Origin of the sequence: Chromobacterium sp. Rain0013 (assembly GCF_015291765.1) — a bacterium.
In the GTDB taxonomy this organism is placed as follows: Bacteria; Pseudomonadota; Gammaproteobacteria; order Burkholderiales; family Chromobacteriaceae; genus Chromobacterium; species Chromobacterium haemolyticum.
In genome coordinates this window covers 4,681,584-4,697,803 of sequence record NZ_CP031514.1, presented here as the reverse complement: position 1 = coordinate 4,697,803, position 16,220 = coordinate 4,681,584, and the positions used below count along the sequence as shown (strand labels likewise).

Sequence of the window (16,220 nt, the reverse complement as noted above, 5' to 3'; positions counted from 1 at the left end):
GACCTAAAATCGTGGGCTTTTCTACATACCGTTTTTATTCAAGGACAATCGACAATGGTAGTGATTCGTCTGGCACGTGGCGGCGCCAAGAACCGTCCGTTCTACAACATCGTGGTGACCGATTCCCGTAACCGTCGTGACGGTCGCTTCATCGAGCGCGTTGGCTTCTACAACCCGGTTGCCAACGAGAAGCAAGAGCGCGTCCGTTTCACCATGGACCGCCTGAACCACTGGGTAGGCGTTGGCGCTCAAGTTTCCGACGCCGTTGCCAAGCTGCTGAAAGAGCAGAAGGCCGCTGCCTAAGCGTTCGTTGATACATCAACTGACGGACTAGGCGCATGCGCAGCGAAGATCTCGTAGTGATGGGGTTTGTGCGTGGCGCCTTTGGTGTCAAGGGCTGGGTAAAAGTCCAGGCCGACACCGAATACGCTGACGGTCTGTTCGACTACCCGGTCTGGTGGCTGGGCAAGGAGAACGACTGGAAGCCGTACACATTTGAAAATGGCGCTCTCCAGCCCAAGGCGCTTGCCGCCAAGCTGGAAGGCGTGGAAGACCGCGATGCGGCCGAAGCCTTGCGCGGCATGCAGATCGCTGTGCCGCGCGCAGAGTTGCCGGCCGCTGAAGAAGGCGAATACTACTGGGCTGATCTGATCGGCCTGGAAGTCGTCAATCAGCAAGGCGAAGTGCTGGGCAAAGTCAGTGAATTGATGGAAACCGGCGCCCATGATCTGTTGGTAGTGCAGGGCGCGGACGCTCAGCGCATGATTCCCTTTGTGGATCAGTATGTGCTGGAAGTCCAGCTTGCCGAAGGCAAGATCCAGGTGGACTGGGGTCTGGACTACTGATGCAAATCGACGCGGTAACGCTGTTTCCGGAGATGTTCGATTCCATCGCCCGCTTTGGCGTTAGCCAGCGGGCGCTTGATTTGGGCATTTGGGGTTTTCAGGCTTGGAATCCTCGCGATTTCACGCACGACAACTACCGCCGGGTTGACGACCGGCCTTATGGCGGCGGCCCCGGCATGGTGATGCAGATTGAGCCATTGGCGCAGTCGATCGCTGCGGCCAGGGCGAGGCAGGCGCAAGCCGGAGCCGAGCGCAGCCATGTGATTTATCTTTCACCCCAAGGCCGTCCGCTTACGCATGAGAAGGCGGCGGAGTTGTCGCAGCGAGCGGGCTTGATCCTGCTGTGCGGCCGCTACGAGGGCGTGGATGAAAGGTTGATCCAGCGCGAAGTCGACGAGGAGATTTCCATCGGCGACTACGTTTTGTCCGGCGGCGAGCTGCCGGCCATGGTGTTGATGGATGCGGTGGTGCGTTTGCTCCCAGGCGTCCTGAACGACGCGCAGTCGGCTTACGAAGATTCATTTGTGGACGGGCTTCTTGATTGTCCGCACTATACCCGACCCGAAGACTATCAGGGCATGCGGGTGCCGGATGTGTTGTTGTCCGGTAATCATGCGCTGATCGCTAAATGGCGGCTGAAACAGGCGCTGGGCAGGACGATGCAACGTCGCCCGGATTTGCTGCAAGGCCGTATTTTGACAAAACAGGAATCTCGGCTGCTGGCGGAGTACCAGCAGGAACAAGATCTCCAGAAAAACCAGGAGTGAATCATGGATCTGATCCAGAAACTCGAGCAAGAAGAAATCGCCCGCCTGGGCAAGACCCTGCCGGAATTCGCACCGGGCGACACCATCGTCGTTCAGGTGAAGGTTAAGGAAGGCAACCGCGAACGTCTGCAGGCTTACGAAGGCGTGGTTATCGCCAAGAAAAACGCTGGCCTGAACAGCGCTTTCACCGTGCGCAAGATGTCCGCCGGCGAAGGCGTAGAGCGTACTTTCCAAACCTACTCCCCGCTGGTGGCTTCCGTTGAAGTGAAGCGCCGCGGCGACGTGCGTCGCGCCAAGCTGTACTACCTGCGCGGCCGTACCGGCAAATCCGCACGCATCAAGGAAAAACTGCCGGCTCGCAAGCAAGGTTAAGCCTTGTCGAGTCAGGCTTAGGCTTGATGACGGTTCAAAGCGCAAGGCGATGCCTTGCGCTTTTTTATTGCCGGAGCGTCGGAGGCGGAAAATGGAATACAGCGCGGTAATCGACGCGCCGTTCGGGCAGCTGGGCATTTTGTGTCTCGACGGCGCGCTTGTGAATCTGGAATTCTTGGCTGAGCGGCAAGCTCTCAGACCGCCGATGCCGCGCAGCCTGGAGCAAGAGGTGGCGGAGCAACTGCGCGCTTATTTCGTTGATCCGCGTTTCGGCTTCAGCCTGCCCTACCGTTTGCAGGGCAGCGAACACCAACTGCGTGTTTGGGGCGAGATAGAGCGGATTCCTTGCGGGCAGATGAGGCGCTATCAGGATATCGCCACGGCGCTGGGTTCGTCGGCGCGGGCGGTGGGCAATGCTTGCGGACGCAATCCTGTGCCCATCATCGTGCCTTGCCACCGCGTGGTGGCTCGCAATAGCCTGGGCGGCTTTAATCGCTCATTGGGCCGGGAAACCGTCGACATCAAGCAGTGGCTGCTGGCGCATGAGTTTGGGTGTTGAGCAGCGCTGAGATAGGCGCAAGACGGATATTTTGCGCGCCGTTCTGGATATCTTTCCGCCAGGCCCGGCTCGCGCGTGATGAAGAGGTAGGACTTGCGAGGGAATGTTTTGCCGGTGAGTCGGACAAAGACTGAAGATTATTCGGCATGAGTGTTCCGCGCGGGCGGCTTGACGCGCACTTCAGCGGACGACGACAAAATGGATGCGAGCAGCGAAGAGATGAAGGCGGCCGAGGAGGCCATCGATGCGTTTTTGGACCAGCTATGGCTGAGCGATGGTTTGTCCAAGAACACCCTGGCCGCGTATCGACGCGATCTTGGCAAGCTGGCCGCGCGTCTGGGGGATAGCGGCGCGCGTTTGACGGAGGCTGGCCCCGAGCAGCTGGAGCAGGCGTTATTGCTGGGGGTGGATCGAGAGAAACCGGCGACCCGGGCGCGGATGGTGTCGGCGATGAAGCGCTTTTATCAATATCTGACGCAGGCGGGGTTGCGCGATGACGACCCTTGCGCCCGCTTACGCGCGCCCAAGCAAGGGCCGCGTTTGCCCAAGTCTCTGTCCGAGCGGCATGTGGAAGCCTTGCTGGAGGCGCCCGATGTGGCCACGCCCTTGGGCCTGCGCGACCGGGCGATGCTGGAGCTGCTTTACGCCAGCGGCCTGCGCGTGTCCGAGCTAGTAGGCCTGACGCTGCAGCAGGTGAACTTGCTGGACGGCTTGGTCAAGACCATGGGCAAGGGCAATAAGGAAAGATTGGTGCCCTTGGGCGAACTGGCTCAGGAGTGGTTGCAGCGCTATTTGGTAGAGGCGAGGCCGCTCTTGTTGGCGGGAGCGGTCTGCGACACCGTGTTCGTGACCCAGCGCAAGGCGGGCATGACGAGGCAGATGGCTTGGCATTTGATTTCGCAGTACGCCAAACGGCAGGGCTTGCCGGCAGTGAGCCCGCATGTGTTGCGACATGCTTTCGCCACCCATCTGGTCAATCACGGCGCGGATTTGCGCGTGGTGCAGCTCTTGCTGGGGCATTCGGACATATCCACCACGCAGATTTATACCCATGTGGCGCGGGAGCGCTTGAAACAGCTGCACGCCAAGCATCATCCGCGCGGTTGAGACGAAAAGAAAAACGCCCGCTTTAGCGGGCGTTGCGTGTTGCGTAAGCAAAATCAGGCGGGTTCGGGCGTCAGGGCCTGGTGGTCGAATTGCAGCTCCACCTTGTCGTCCACCACGGTGACGGTGACTTCACCGCCGGTGACCAGCCGGCCGAACAGCAACTCGTCTGCCAGCGCCTTGCGCAGCGTGTCTTGAATCAGACGCGCCATCGGGCGGGCGCCCATCAGCGGATCGAAACCGTTCTTAGCCAGGTAGCGGCGCAGTTCGTCGGTGAAGTGGATATCCACCCGCTTCTCGGCCAGCTGCTGTTCCAACTGCATCAGGAACTTGTCCACCACTTGCAAGATGATCTGCTCGTCCAGCATCTTGAACGGGATGATGGCGTCCAGACGGTTGCGGAATTCCGGACTGAACTGCTTCTTGATGTCTCCCATCTCGTCGCCGGTCGCCTTGGTCTGAGTGAAGCCCAGAGTGGGCTTGGACAAAGACTCGGCGCCTGCGTTGGTGGTCATGATGATCACCACGTTGCGGAAATCCGCCTTGCGGCCGTTGTTGTCGGTCAGCGTGCCGTGGTCCATCACCTGCAGCAGCACGTTGTAGATGTCCGGATGTGCTTTTTCGATCTCATCCAGCAACACCACCGCGTACGGATGCTTGTTGATCGCTTCCGTCAGTTGGCCGCCCTGTTCGAACCCGACATAGCCCGGAGGCGCGCCGATCAGCCTGGACACCGCATGGCGTTCCATGTATTCGGACATGTCGAAGCGGATCAACTCCACGCCCAGAATATAGGCTAGCTGGCGCGCCACCTCCGTCTTGCCAACACCGGTGGGGCCGGAGAACAGGAAGGATCCGATTGGCTTTTGCGGATTGCCCAAGCCGGATCGCGTCATCTTGATGGCGCTGGCCAGCCCTTCGATGGCCTTCTCCTGCCCGAACACCACGTTTTTCAGATCGCGCTCAAGGTTCTTCAGCACGTTCTTGTCATCGGACGATACGGTCTTGGGCGGAATGCGCGCGATCTTGGCGACGATGTCCTCGATCTCGGTCTTGTTGATGACCTTTTTCTGCTTGGACTTGGGCAGAATTTTCTGCGCGGCGCCGGCCTCGTCTATCACGTCGATGGCTTTGTCCGGCAGATGGCGATCGTTGATGAAGCGCGCCGACAGCTCTGCCGCGGTGGATAGCGCGGATTGCGTGTACTTGACGCCGTGGTGAGCCTCGAAGCGCGACTTCAGCCCCTTGAGGATTTCCACGGTCTGTTCCACCGTCGGTTCGTTGACGTCGATCTTCTGGAAACGGCGCGACAGCGCGTTGTCCTTTTCGAAGATGCTGCGGTACTCGTTGTAGGTGGTCGCCCCGATGCAGCGCAGGCTGCCGTTGGAGAGGGCTGGCTTGAGCAGATTGGACGCGTCCAGCGTGCCGCCCGAGGCCGCGCCGGCACCGATCAGGGTATGAATCTCATCGATGAACAGAATGGCGTTGCTGTCCTCGGTCAGTTGCTTGATCACCGCCTTCAGCCGCTGTTCGAAGTCGCCGCGGTATTTGGTGCCGGCCAGCAGCGCGCCCATGTCCAGTGCGTAAACGGTGGATTTGGCCAGAATCTCCGGCACTTCGCCGTTGACGATGCGGCGCGCCAAGCCTTCGGCGATGGCGGTTTTGCCCACGCCGGCTTCGCCCACCAGCAGCGGGTTGTTCTTGCGGCGGCGGCACAGGATCTGAACGGTGCGTTCCAACTCGGATTCGCGGCCGATCAGCGGATCTATCTTGCCTTCGCGCGCCTGCTGGTTGAGGTTCTGCGTGTAGTTTTCCAAGGCGCCGCCCGGACCGGTGGCCTGTTCCTCGCTCTCCGCTTCGCCGCTGCTGTCGCGCGGCTCTTGCGGTTGCTGCTGCGAGCGCTGCTTGGTGATTCCATGAGAAATGAAATTCACCACGTCCAGCCGCGAAATGCCTTGCTGGTGCAGGTAGTACACCGCGTGGGAGTCCTTCTCGCCAAAGATGGCCACCAGAATGTTAGCCCCGGTCACCTCTTTTTTGCCGGAAGACTGCACGTGCAGGATGGCGCGCTGAATCACGCGCTGGAAGCCGAGTGTGGGTTGAGTTTCCACCTCCGCCTCTCCAGGCACGGTGGGGGTGTGCTCATCGATAAAATCGCCCAGCTGTTTTTTCAGCTGGTCGATATTGGCTCCACATGCGCGCAGTACTTCGGCAGCCGACGGGTTGTCGGTCATCGCGAGTAACAGATGCTCCACGCTGATGAACTCGTGGCGCTTGCGCCTTGCGTCCATGAACGCCATGTGCAGGCTTACTTCAAGCTCCTGGGCAATCATCAGTTTTCCTCCATAACGCACTGGAGCGGATGCTGGTGCGCTTTCGCATATTGCAACACCTGCTCGACCTTTGTTGCAGCCACGTCTTTGGTATAAACGCCACACACGCCGTGACCTTGCGTGTGGACTTGCAGCATGATGTGAGTGGCCTTTTCGCGGTTCATGTAGAAGAACTGCTGGAGAACCTGGATCACAAAATCCATTGGGGTGAAATCATCGTTCAATAACAAGACCTTATACATCGGGGGTGGGTTTTCCCTAACCCGGGACGCCTCTTGTATGGCATCGTCCTTGAACTGCGTAGACATGTCGGCTTTCGTGGAATCTGCGTCTTACTTCAATTTGGGTTCCCCGAGAGTTTTTTTCAAGGGGACTGGCACTTTTCCTCTTCGACTTGACGATGAGCGGCGGGTTGCGTAGAAATGCAGCTGGTGCTTGGCTTAACTGTTTGGCATTTTTTTGCGCTAGGCAAGCCAGACAACTCTTATTAAGCTCTAAGTTGGTCGGCTTCACCAGCCTTTTTTTGCAAGGAAGTAAGAATGGCATTAGGTACCGTTAAGTGGTTCAATGACGCTAAAGGTTTTGGCTTCATTACTCCGGATGAAGGCGGCGAAGACTTGTTCGCTCACTTCTCGGCCATCAACATGCAAGGCTTCAAAACCCTGAAAGAAGGGCAGCGTGTAAGCTTTGAGGTGGTGTCCGGTCCGAAGGGCAAGCAAGCGTCTAATATTCAGAACGCGTAACACCGGTTTTACTGTCTGTCTGCCGTAAGGCAAACAGCCCAGCTGATTGATGAAAAGCCCGCCATCCGGCGGGCTTTTGTTGTTGTCAGACCGCTGCTTTGGCCGCTCTTGGCGCGGCTGGGCCAAATTGGCGCGCCAGCGCGATAAAGGTGAGCGCGCCCGCGGCGGCCAGCAGCAGCCAGGGCAGGCCGGCTTGATGCTGGTTCTGAGCAAAGTCGTACAGCCAGCCGCCGGCGAGAAAGCCTCCGCCGCCGCCCAAGGCCAGCCCCAGCCTGCTGGCGCCCATATAGCTTGCTCTGGCTTCCGGACGAGCCAGGCTGGCGACCAGGGTTTCCCGCGCAGGTTCGGTGATGAGGGTGCCGAGAAAGAACACCGCCAGGATGACGAAGGCGGCCAGCGGTTGCCGCACCGCGGCCATGCAGGCCAGGCTGAGGCTCATCAGCGCAATGCCGGCCAGTACTCGGGTTTCCAGTCGGAAATGGCGTTCGCCCAGCCGCGCCAGCGGGTAAAGCAGGCTGAGCGACAAGGCGGTTTCCAGTCCGTACATCCAGCCGACGGCCTGAGGGGTGCCGGTCAATTGCTTGATTGCGATGGGCAGCAGCAACATGATCTGCACACTGAGCAGGTAGTAGCCGCTGAGCGTGAGCACCAGTTTCAGAAAGCGGCGGTCGTTCAGCACCGTGCGGATAGAGGCCAGCGCCGGCGCGCGCCGCGCGGCAACGCGATAATCCGGCAGCAGGCAGGCGTTTGCCGCCGCCGCGGCCAAGAACGCGGCAGCGCCGCCCAGACAGACCCAGCGGAAGTCGAACTGCAGCAGCCAGGAGCCGAACAGGGCGCCGCCTACTGCGCCGGCGCTGTCCTGCATCATCAGCAGGGAATAGAAGCGATTGCGCTCGCGGGGTCTTGTCAATTTGGCCACCAGCGCGGAGCGGGGCGGATCGAACAGCGTGCCGCCCAGGCCGGAGAGCAAGCAGGACAGCCAGAGCTGCCACGGCGAGTCCGCCAGCGCCATGGCGGCGAAGCCGGCGGCGCGCAGCAGCATGCCGGCCACAATCAGGGGTTTGGCGCCGAAACGGTCAGCCAAGGATCCGCCGAACAGGCCTAGTCCCTGCTGGGTGAATTGACGCAGGCCCAATCCAAAGCCCACCGCGGCGGCGGTCCAGCCGAGTTGATCGACGAAATGAAGGCTGATCAAGGGAAAAACCATGAAGAAACCGAATACCACGATCAGGTTGTCCACCAGGATGAAAGCTTTGCCCAAGGTCCGGGCCTGCTTTAGCAGTGCCATGAAATCTCCTTATTTTCATGTCATTCTATGAGTGCCCCTGATATTCTGTAACTGATTAATCTGTAATAGTTAATATTGGATTTTCTTATGTCTATCGTCCTCTCGGATTTGAGCCTGCTGCTGGATATCGCTGAGTTGGGCAGCTTCAGTCAGGCTGCCGCCAAGCGTGGCTGGTCGCAGCCACAGGTCAGTCAGAGAGTGCAAGCGTTGGAGTTGGAACTGGGGGTATGCCTGTTTCATCGCCATCGGCGTGGCGCGGAACCCACAGCGGCCTGCCTGGCCTTTTTGCCATCGGCACAGCAGGCGGCGTCGGCTCTGGAGCAGGGGAGGGAAATCCTGCAGGGCACGCCGGCCTTACCCTGCTTGCGGCTTTCTTGTCTGCCATCGCTGACATCGGCGGTTTTTGGCCCCTTGTTGTTGGATCTGGCCGAAGCGCCGCTGGAAATCCGCTGCGACACCGACCATTCATCGCAGATCATGCAGAACCTGTTGTCCGGTTTGGTGCAGGTGGGTTTTGTGCTGCGTTGCCCGGCGATGGCGGGCATTCAGATGGAAACGCTGTGGCGCTCTCCCATCGTGGCGGTGGCTGCGGCCGGGCATCCCTTGGCGGAGCGCGAACAGCCGCTGTATCTGGAGGAGGCGGCGGCTTACCGGATTGCGCCCCAGTACTGGGGTGTGGAGTGTGACGAGTTGATACGACGGCTGCGTCTGGCTCGCACCGTCGCCCAGCCCATCCATGCGGTGCAGCCGGCGTCAGCGGCCAGGGAACTGGCTTTGCGCCACGGCTTTCTTTGCTTCATGCCGGAGTTGTCGATTCAGTCTGATCTGGCCGACGGTGTTTTGCGCCGGCTGAAAATTGCAGATCTACCTGCCTGGCAGTGGGAGGTGACAATGGCTTGGCGCGCAGGCAAACGCAGGGACGAGGGGAAGGAGTTGGTGTTGGACGCCGCCCGGGCCTTGGCCGGGCGGTGGGCGTCAATGGCGTCCGGCTAGCGACTCGGCTGCGCTCTGCGCCAGCTGGCTGTATTGTTGGCCGAATTCGGCCACCATCTGGCGTAATTTGGCGGTGTCGCGGGCGATGATGGTCTTGAGCAGGTTTTCCAGGAAGAGTTGGGTCTGTTCCATTTGGCTCTTGCCGGCTCGCAAAATGGCGAACAGACAACGCTGGGTCAGCGGCAGCAAATCCTTCAGGGTGTGCTCCAAGTAGCGGTTGCCGGCATAGAGGTACAGGGTGTCGAGGAAATCGACGCCGTGTTCGTAAAAGCCTTGCAAATCGTCTTTGCGGTTGCATTCGGCCAACTGGGTGGTGACTTCGAAGAAGTGGGCCAGGTCGTCGTTCTGCCAAGAGGTGGCGAGGTTACAGACGGCTTGATCCAGCAGTAGAAACCACAGTTCGAAGAAATGGCGCACATCCTGACCCGTGATGCTGGACACCACCGCGCCGCGGCGCGGGAAAATCTCCACCAGATGGCGGCGTTGCAAAATCAATAAAGCTTCGCGCACGGACCCGCGGCTGACTTCCAGCTCCGACGCAATGCGCAATTCCTGAATGCGCTCCCCTGCTTGCATCGTGCCTTGTATGATTTGTTTGCCCAGGTATTGGGCGATTTGTTCGGTCAGTGAGTCGTTCGCTTTGAACGTCATCTTGCTCTCCGGAATAGAATATTATTATTTTCCTATGTTTGATATGCGAGGGCAATCAAACTGCAATGTTTGTCTGGCAGTAGTTTGTCCGACAGATTGTTGTTATCAAAACATTATCAGTGGTTTTGAGGCCAACTGTTGTCAACTTGCCGCACTAGACAAGCATTACTGAGGTTTTGCTTGCGCATTCATCATATCAATCATACGATTAAAACGCTTGTTTGAAATGGCTGACACGAGAGGGGCTATCAGAATAAGCGAGAGGCGTCGGAGAGGTATTTCCGCCGTCTCGCGGACTCGGCCGGCGGCCGGCCCGCGCGGGGAAAGCAGCCTAGCAGGCGACGAGCGGCGCAAGCCGAATGTCGCCGCAAGCGGGCCGTCCCGCGAGGGCGTTGAAGCCGGCGCGGCGTTCGCGAACTTTAGCGGGTTGTGTCCGGTGTGGAACCGGGAGTGTGATTCAGGCCTTCGCCTTTGGCGAAGGCCTTTTTTCTTGCCGCCTATTCCGGGCGACGGCAGGCCATCAGATAGTTGACGGCGGTATCTTCGCCCAGCGAGTAGATGCGGGCCAGCGGGTTGTAGCTCATGCCGCGGACCGCGTCCATATCCAGACCGGCGTTGCGGGCCATGCGCGATAACTCCGAGGGCTTGAGGAAGCGCGCGTACTCATGGGTGCCGCGAGGCAGCATGTTCAGCACGTATTCGGCGCCGACCACCGCCAGCAGGTAGGATTTTGCATTGCGGTTGAGCGTGGAGAAGAACACCCAGCCGCCGGGTTTGACCAGGCTGGCGCAGCTGCGCACCACGCTTTGAGGGTCCGGCACGTGCTCCAGCATTTCCATGCAGGTGACCACGTCGAAGCTTGCCGGGGCTTCCTCCGCCAGTTCCTCTACCGCCACGCAGCGGTAATCCACCGCCACGCCGGACTCCAGGCTGTGTAGTTGGGCCACTTTCAGCGACTTTTTGGCCAGGTCTATGCCGGTGACGGCGGCGCCGCGCGCGGCCATGCTCTCCGCCAGGATGCCGCCGCCGCAACCCACGTCCAGCACTTGCTTGCCGGCAATGGCCGCGCGTTCGTCGATGAAGCCCAGGCGCAGGGGGTTGATTTCATGCAGCGGCTTGAATTCGCCGCTCATGTCCCACCATTTGTGCGCCAGTTGGCTGAATTTGTCGATTTCGGTTTCGTCTACATTGATCATGATTATTTCGCCAGGATGCGATGACGCCAGTCTTCGGCGCGAGCCTTGAGCGCGGCTTCGTCCAGGGTCTTGAGTTGGCGTTGCTCCAAAAGAGCCTGACCTTTGACCCAGACGTGGCTGACTTGTTCGCGGCCGGCCGCGTAGACCACATGGGAGATTGGATCGAAGGCCGGGGCGGTTTCGATGGCGGAGAGGTCGATGGCGATCAGGTCGGCCTGTTTGCCGGCCTTGATCGAGCCAACCTTGTCTGCGATGCCCAGCGCGCGAGCGCCGTTGAGCGTGGCCATGCGGATGGCCGCGGCGGCCGGCACCGAGGTGGGGTCCAGGGTGCCCACTTTGGCCAGCAGCGCCGCCAGCCGGGTTTCCGCCAGCATGTCCAGCTTGTTGTTGGAGGCGGCGCCGTCGGTGCCTATGCCCACGGCGATGCCTGCCTGCAGCATTTTGGGAATGGGGGCGATGCCGGAGGCCAGTTTCATATTGGACGAGGGATTGTGCGCTACCGACACACCGTGCTTGGCGGCGATTTCGATTTCCTCGTCGTTCAAATGCACCATATGGGCGGCGATCAGACGCGGGGACAGCAAGCCCAATTGTTGCAGGCGGGCCAGCGGGCGCTGATGGCGTTCCTTGACGCTGTTGTTCACCTCGTCCGCGGTTTCGTGGATGTGGCAGTGGATCAACATGTCTTCTTGCTCGGCCAGCGTCACCACTTTGGCGAAGGTGTCGTCCGACACCGTATAAGGCGCGTGCGGCGCCAGCGTGAAGGTGATCAGTTCTTCGCCCAGGAACTGGCGACGTTCGGCCAGCGATTTGCTGATGTAGTCGTCGGCGTTGCTGGCGTAGTTGGTGGGGAACTCCAGGATGGAACAGCCCACAAAGGTGCGCATGCCGGAGGCCAGGCCGGCGCGAGCCATTGCGCCGTGATAGAAATACATGTCGTTGATGGTGGTGGTGCCGCCGCGGATCATTTCCCCCATTGCCAGCAGCGCGCCGTCAAACACGAAGTCGTCGCGGACATGTTTGCCTTCGGCCGGCCAGATATGGTTGGTCAGCCAATCCATCAGCGCTTTGTCGTCGGCCAGGCCGCGCAAGAGCGTCATCGCGGAGTGGCCGTGAAGATTGATCAGGCCGGGCATCAGTACGTGGTTGGGCAATTCCACGCGTTGATCCGCCTCCAGCGCGCCGGCTTGGTCGGCTGGAATAATCGCGGCAATCCTGCCATTCTTCAAAGCAATGGCGTGGTTTTCCAGGATTTCACCGTCTTCCTCTACGGTAATGATCCAGCGGGCGGTGATAACTTTGTCATAACGGGACTGGGACATGGGGCAATCCTGGCGCGATTTTGAAGTGACGTGGATTGTAGGCCGAGGCTAAATTCAAGGCAATGACGGAAGGTGGGAGGAAGCGTCGGAGCGTGCCGGCGAAAGGCTTGCCGGATCCGTGCTTGACAAGGCGATGACTAGTGAATATTCCAGCATTTTGCCGGGATTATCCGGTGTATACTTTTGAAAATATGAACAACTGACGCATGGGCTCAATTGCCTGCGGCTAATGGCGAGCGATAATAAACGCAAACATGGCACACCACGCTGACGATAAATCCACAGCCAGTACCGGCCTCTCCCTTAGGGCTGTCTTTCTCATCGCCGTAGTGCTGGGCTTGCTGATTCCCGCGTCCATCATCAGTTATCTGAGCTTCAATATTCAAAGGGACGCGCTGACCGCCCAGCTGGAAACCGATCAAAAACGCCTGCTGGACATCGTGGCCCTGGGCATGCAGGAGCCCCTGTGGAACCTGAGCCGCCAGGCAGGCAATCCCTTGATCGCTTCGGTGATGGAAGACGCGCGGGTGGTTTCCATCCGCGTCACAGATACCCAGTCCAATCAGATATTCCTGTCCTCGGTACGCGCGGAGCGTCGTATCGGCAGCGTGTCCTTTGTGGAAAAACCAGTGATTTATCGCGGCGAGGAAATCGGCCAGGTGACGCTGGAATTCGATAATGAGCATCTCGCCATCGCGCTTAATAACCAGATCAAGAACATCCTGATGATTCTGGCGGCGCAACTGGTGTTGTCCATTCTGCTGATCATGAGCATTTTGCATTCGCGTTTCCTCAGCCCGATGAAGGCGCTGACCGAGCAGGCGCGTTTGCTGGCCGAGCTCAAGCTGGACCGGCCGTTCGAATGGCAGCGCCGCGATGAGATCGGCCATCTCGGAAAGCATTTGGAATGGACTCGAGCCGAGCTTAAGCGCTTGCTGGACGAGCTGCGAGCCAAGACGCTGGCGCTGGAGGCGGATATTTCCCGGCGCCGCGAGGTGGAGGACGCGCTGCGCCGCTCCGAGAACAAATACCGCGAGTTGTTCTGGTCCAACCTCGACGGCATCGTGATCAGCTCGCTGGACGGCCAGGTGATAGACGCCAACCCCGCCTTCCTCAACCTGATGTGCTACAGCCTGGATCAGCTCAAGCTGCAGAATTTCTGGACTTTGGTGGGGCCGGAGAGCGAGGCGCTGGAGCGCTTCAATCTGGACAACAAGGTGCTGCGTTTCGGTTATTGCGACGAGTTCGAGGCCACCTATATCAACCGCTTCGGCAATCCGGTGCCGGTCAGCGTCAAGACCGTGGCGATGCGCGACGCCTTCGGCCGCATCAACGCGGTATGGCGCATGGTGCGAGACATCTCCGAGAAACGCGCGGCGGAGGAGAGGGTGCAATTGGCGGCCAAGGTGTTCGAGAACACCGTGGAAGGCATCATGATCACCGACGCGGACAAGCGCATCCGCAGCGTCAACCGCGCCTTCACCGAAATCACCGGCTACACCCAGCATGAAGTGCTGGGCCAGAAGACCAGCGTGCTGTCCTCCGGCCGCCACGACCAGCCGTTCTACGAGCAGATGTGGCAGTCCATCGCCGATCACGGCTCCTGGCAGGGCGAGCTGTGGAACCGGCGCAAGAACGGCGAGGTGTTCCCGGAATGGCTGGCGATCAACGCGGTGCGCAACAGCCTGGGCGAAATCACCCACTATGTGGCGATCTTCAGCGACCTGACCGAACGCAAGGCGGCTGACGAGCGTATTCAGTTCCTCGCGCATTTCGACGTATTGACCAGCCTGCCCAACCGCGTGCACATGCAGGACCGGGTGGAGCTGGCGATCCACAACGCCGGCCGCGACAACGAGCGGCTGGCGCTATTGCTGCTGGACCTGGACCGCTTCAAGACCGTGAACGAATCGCTGGGCCATACTGCCGGCGACACCCTGCTGCAAGTGGCGGCGGACCGTATCAAGGGCGTGCTGGGGCCGGGAGAGATGCTGGCGCGTCAGGGCGGCGACGAATTCATCGTCTTGCTGCCGGTGATTTCCGATCCCGGCGAAGCGGCGCTGGCGGCGGAGCGCATCCGCGATGCTTTCTCCGCCTCGATAGAACTGCACAACCATGTGATCACCATCACGCCGTCGATAGGCATCAGCGTTTATCCGGACGATGGCCGCGACTACGAAACTTTGGTGCGCAACGCCGACGCGGCGATGTACCACGCTAAATCTTCTGGCCGCAACAGTTACAAGTTCTACACCGCCGACCTCAACGCCCGCGCTCGCGAAATCCTGGCGATCGAAAGCCAGCTGCGTTTTGCGCTGGAGCGCGAGGAGTTCGTGCTGCACTATCAGCCGCAGGTGGAAATGGCCAGCGGCCGCATCATCGGCGCGGAGGCCTTGATCCGCTGGAATCATCCGTCACTGGGCGTGCTGGGGCCGGTGCGCTTTATTGAAGTGGCGGAAGAACGCGGCTTCATCGTTCAGATCGGCAACTGGGTGATAGGCGAGGCCACGCGCCAGTTGGCCGCCTGGCGCAGCCAGGGCCTGCCGGAATTGACTCTGGCCATCAATCTGTCCGCCTTGCAGTTCCGCCAGTCCGATCTGGCCGAGCAGATCACCTCGGCGCTGGCCGCCAACGGCCTGCCCGGCCATGCGCTGGACATCGAGGTGACCGAGAGCGTGGTGATGGAGGACGCGATGGCCACCATCCAGGCCATCGACAATATGAAGAATATGGGGTTGAAGCTGTCCATCGACGACTTCGGCACCGGCTATTCCAGCCTGTCCTACCTGAAGCGCTTCAAAGCGGATAAATTGAAGATCGACCGCTCCTTCGTGCGCGACATCCCGCACGACGCCGACGACACCGCCATTGCCCGCGCCATCATCAATATGGCCAAGAACCTGAATATGAAGGTGGTGGCGGAAGGGGTGGAGACGATAGAGCAATGGCACTTCCTGCAACGCGAGGGCTGCGAGTACGTACAAGGCTACTTGATCGCCCGGCCGCTGCCGGCGGATGAGTTTGTCAAACTGCTGGCTCAGGACAGCCTGTTGCCGCAGGAGTGAGATGGCCTAAGGCTGGGGCGGGAGTGCGCTGATGACTTTCAAGATTGGCGACGATGCGGTAGATATCGGCAAGGAAGTGTTGTCGCGCAGCCTGGACTTCGTGCCTATTCCCATCCTGATTTCTGAGTCTGGCACCAAGCTGGACCAGCCCGGCCAGCGCATCCATCGCTATCTCAACCGAGCGTTCCTGCAACAGATAGGTTACACGCTGGAACAGATGCCGGACATGGAGGCCTGGTTCCGCTTGGCTTATCCCGATCCGGTCTACCGCTTGGAGGTGGAGCAAAGCTGGTTGCAGGCGGTGAAGGACAGTCTGGCGCTGGGCCGCAACCTGGCGGAGATGACGGTGCATGTGTGCTGCGCCGACGGCCGGCTGCGTTGGTTCATCGTCACCGCCCAACTGCACGCCGACCTGCTGCCTAACTGGCACATCGTCACCTTTCGCGATGTGGACGACCTCAAGTGCATGATGGACGATAACGCTCGTCTGTCGCGCACGGACTTTCTCACCGGATTGATCAATCGCCGCGAGGCGGTGCGCCAGTTGGAGTCCGCCTGGCTCCAATGGCTGCAGACGCGTCGGCCGTTCGCCGTGCTGCTGTGCGATATCGATCACTTTAAGCTGGTGAACGACCGTTTTGGCCATGACGGCGGCGACTATGTGCTGGTGGAAGCGACGCGTTTGTTGCGCGAGGCGTTTCCGGACTTGATCTGTTCGCGCTGGGGCGGGGAGGAGTTCCTGCTGTTGGCCCCGGACGCCGACCATGCCAAGGCCGCTGCGCTGGCGGAGCGCGTCCGGCAGCGGCTCGCCAGCGCCAATCTGCAGTGGCAGCAACAGCCGGTGCCGTTGACGCTGAGCATAGGCCATGTCTGTGTTCAGCCCGGTTTGGAAGTGGAGGCTTTGCTTCAGCGCGCGGACGTCGCCTTGTATCGGGCCAAGGCGGCGGGGCGCAATTGTTGCCGGGAGGGGTGATGCCGGCGG

16 protein-coding genes are annotated in these 16,220 nt (G+C 60.0%); 10 read left to right on the top strand and 6 right to left on the bottom strand.

Features of this window, described 5'->3' with window-relative positions:
• The first annotated feature begins 54 nt into the window (after nt 1-54).
• From rpsP to xerD, 6 genes are all read left to right on the top strand, one after another.
• Nucleotides 55-303 carry a 30S ribosomal protein S16 gene (rpsP, locus tag DXT74_RS21485; RefSeq protein ID WP_019102878.1) on the top strand — a complete coding sequence of 83 codons (249 nt, stop codon included), beginning with the start codon at nt 55-57 and terminating at the stop codon, nt 301-303.
• A 35-nt stretch (nt 304-338) separates the two neighbouring features.
• A complete protein-coding gene (gene rimM, locus DXT74_RS21480; protein WP_114151988.1) occupies nt 339-845 on the top strand; it encodes a ribosome maturation factor RimM in 507 nt (168 codons plus the stop codon).
• Nucleotides 845-1,612 carry a tRNA (guanosine(37)-N1)-methyltransferase TrmD gene (gene trmD / locus DXT74_RS21475; protein ID WP_019102876.1) on the top strand — a complete coding sequence of 256 codons (768 nt, stop codon included), beginning with the start codon at nt 845-847 and terminating at the stop codon, nt 1,610-1,612. The genes rimM and trmD overlap by 1 nt, the downstream gene beginning before the upstream one ends.
• A gap of 3 nt (nt 1,613-1,615) precedes the next feature.
• Entirely contained in the window at nt 1,616-1,984 is a 369-nt protein-coding gene (gene rplS, locus DXT74_RS21470; protein WP_019102875.1) for a 50S ribosomal protein L19, read from the top strand.
• Between the two features lie 91 nt (nt 1,985-2,075).
• Nucleotides 2,076-2,543: a methylated-DNA--[protein]-cysteine S-methyltransferase gene (locus DXT74_RS21465; protein ID WP_043632259.1), complete on the top strand. Its 468-nt coding sequence runs from the start codon at nt 2,076-2,078 to the stop codon at nt 2,541-2,543.
• Between the two features lie 198 nt (nt 2,544-2,741).
• Complete coding sequence (xerD, locus tag DXT74_RS21460) at nt 2,742-3,650, top strand: site-specific tyrosine recombinase XerD (RefSeq protein ID WP_370551732.1); 909 nt, start codon at nt 2,742-2,744, stop codon at nt 3,648-3,650.
• A gap of 53 nt (nt 3,651-3,703) precedes the next feature.
• Here xerD and clpA read toward each other — a convergent pair whose 3' ends face one another.
• Both clpA and clpS read right to left on the bottom strand, forming a co-directional pair.
• The gene (clpA, locus tag DXT74_RS21455; RefSeq protein WP_043632262.1) at nt 3,704-5,980 is read right to left on the bottom strand and encodes an ATP-dependent Clp protease ATP-binding subunit ClpA; all 2,277 of its coding nucleotides are present in this window, start codon (nt 5,978-5,980) and stop codon (nt 3,704-3,706) included.
• Nucleotides 5,980-6,288, bottom strand: a complete 309-nt coding sequence (clpS, locus tag DXT74_RS21450; RefSeq protein WP_019101854.1) for an ATP-dependent Clp protease adapter ClpS — start codon at nt 6,286-6,288, stop codon at nt 5,980-5,982. Before clpS ends, clpA begins: the two co-directional genes overlap by 1 nt.
• A 231-nt stretch (nt 6,289-6,519) precedes the next feature.
• Between clpS and DXT74_RS21445 the strand changes: the two genes are divergently transcribed.
• Nucleotides 6,520-6,723 (top strand): cold-shock protein, encoded by a 204-nt coding sequence (locus tag DXT74_RS21445; protein WP_019101271.1) that lies wholly within the window; start codon nt 6,520-6,522, stop codon nt 6,721-6,723.
• Nucleotides 6,724-6,808: 85 nt separating this feature from the next.
• On the opposite strand, the gene mdtH is transcribed toward DXT74_RS21445, so the two are convergent.
• Nucleotides 6,809-8,011 (bottom strand): multidrug efflux MFS transporter MdtH, encoded by a 1,203-nt coding sequence (gene mdtH, locus DXT74_RS21440; RefSeq protein WP_194426961.1) that lies wholly within the window; start codon nt 8,009-8,011, stop codon nt 6,809-6,811.
• 87 nt (nt 8,012-8,098) lie between these two features.
• Between mdtH and DXT74_RS21435 the strand changes: the two genes are divergently transcribed.
• A complete protein-coding gene (locus DXT74_RS21435) occupies nt 8,099-9,004 on the top strand; it encodes a LysR family transcriptional regulator (protein ID WP_114151986.1) in 906 nt (301 codons plus the stop codon).
• On the opposite strand, the gene DXT74_RS21430 is transcribed toward DXT74_RS21435, so the two are convergent.
• The 3 genes from DXT74_RS21430 to DXT74_RS21420 form a co-directional block, all read right to left on the bottom strand.
• Nucleotides 8,987-9,655, bottom strand: coding sequence for a GntR family transcriptional regulator (locus tag DXT74_RS21430; protein WP_019101268.1), 669 nt, complete (start codon nt 9,653-9,655; stop codon nt 8,987-8,989). The genes DXT74_RS21435 and DXT74_RS21430 overlap by 18 nt on opposite strands.
• A 497-nt stretch (nt 9,656-10,152) precedes the next feature.
• Entirely contained in the window at nt 10,153-10,851 is a 699-nt protein-coding gene (gene ubiG, locus DXT74_RS21425) for a bifunctional 2-polyprenyl-6-hydroxyphenol methylase/3-demethylubiquinol 3-O-methyltransferase UbiG (RefSeq protein ID WP_043632269.1), read from the bottom strand.
• Between the two features lie 2 nt (nt 10,852-10,853).
• Nucleotides 10,854-12,173, bottom strand: coding sequence for a TRZ/ATZ family hydrolase (locus tag DXT74_RS21420; protein WP_081554359.1), 1,320 nt, complete (start codon nt 12,171-12,173; stop codon nt 10,854-10,856).
• Between the two features lie 254 nt (nt 12,174-12,427).
• Between DXT74_RS21420 and DXT74_RS21415 the strand changes: the two genes are divergently transcribed.
• Nucleotides 12,428-15,238 carry a bifunctional diguanylate cyclase/phosphodiesterase gene (locus tag DXT74_RS21415; protein WP_043632279.1) on the top strand — a complete coding sequence of 937 codons (2,811 nt, stop codon included), beginning with the start codon at nt 12,428-12,430 and terminating at the stop codon, nt 15,236-15,238.
• A gap of 31 nt (nt 15,239-15,269) precedes the next feature.
• Nucleotides 15,270-16,211 carry a sensor domain-containing diguanylate cyclase gene (locus DXT74_RS21410; protein ID WP_052370278.1) on the top strand — a complete coding sequence of 314 codons (942 nt, stop codon included), beginning with the start codon at nt 15,270-15,272 and terminating at the stop codon, nt 16,209-16,211.
• Nucleotides 16,212-16,220 lie beyond the last annotated feature (9 nt).

Excerpts from the sequence above, each read along its gene's own strand:
- rpsP (WP_019102878.1), top strand. The coding sequence starts at position 55 with ATGGTAGTGATTCGTCTGGCACGTGGCGGCGCCAAGAACCGTCCGTTC.
- rimM (WP_114151988.1), top strand. The coding sequence starts at position 339 with ATGCGCAGCGAAGATCTCGTAGTGATGGGGTTTGTGCGTGGCGCCTTT.
- trmD (WP_019102876.1), top strand. The coding sequence starts at position 845 with ATGCAAATCGACGCGGTAACGCTGTTTCCGGAGATGTTCGATTCCATC.
- rplS (WP_019102875.1), top strand. The coding sequence starts at position 1,616 with ATGGATCTGATCCAGAAACTCGAGCAAGAAGAAATCGCCCGCCTGGGC.
- DXT74_RS21465 (WP_043632259.1), top strand. The coding sequence starts at position 2,076 with ATGGAATACAGCGCGGTAATCGACGCGCCGTTCGGGCAGCTGGGCATT.
- xerD (WP_370551732.1), top strand. The coding sequence starts at position 2,742 with ATGGATGCGAGCAGCGAAGAGATGAAGGCGGCCGAGGAGGCCATCGAT.
- clpA (WP_043632262.1), bottom strand. The coding sequence starts at position 5,980 with ATGATTGCCCAGGAGCTTGAAGTAAGCCTGCACATGGCGTTCATGGAC.
- clpS (WP_019101854.1), bottom strand. The coding sequence starts at position 6,288 with ATGTCTACGCAGTTCAAGGACGATGCCATACAAGAGGCGTCCCGGGTT.
- DXT74_RS21445 (WP_019101271.1), top strand. The coding sequence starts at position 6,520 with ATGGCATTAGGTACCGTTAAGTGGTTCAATGACGCTAAAGGTTTTGGC.
- mdtH (WP_194426961.1), bottom strand. The coding sequence starts at position 8,011 with ATGGCACTGCTAAAGCAGGCCCGGACCTTGGGCAAAGCTTTCATCCTG.
- DXT74_RS21435 (WP_114151986.1), top strand. The coding sequence starts at position 8,099 with ATGTCTATCGTCCTCTCGGATTTGAGCCTGCTGCTGGATATCGCTGAG.
- DXT74_RS21430 (WP_019101268.1), bottom strand. The coding sequence starts at position 9,655 with ATGACGTTCAAAGCGAACGACTCACTGACCGAACAAATCGCCCAATAC.
- ubiG (WP_043632269.1), bottom strand. The coding sequence starts at position 10,851 with ATGATCAATGTAGACGAAACCGAAATCGACAAATTCAGCCAACTGGCG.
- DXT74_RS21420 (WP_081554359.1), bottom strand. The coding sequence starts at position 12,173 with ATGTCCCAGTCCCGTTATGACAAAGTTATCACCGCCCGCTGGATCATT.
- DXT74_RS21415 (WP_043632279.1), top strand. The coding sequence starts at position 12,428 with ATGGCACACCACGCTGACGATAAATCCACAGCCAGTACCGGCCTCTCC.
- DXT74_RS21410 (WP_052370278.1), top strand. The coding sequence starts at position 15,270 with ATGACTTTCAAGATTGGCGACGATGCGGTAGATATCGGCAAGGAAGTG.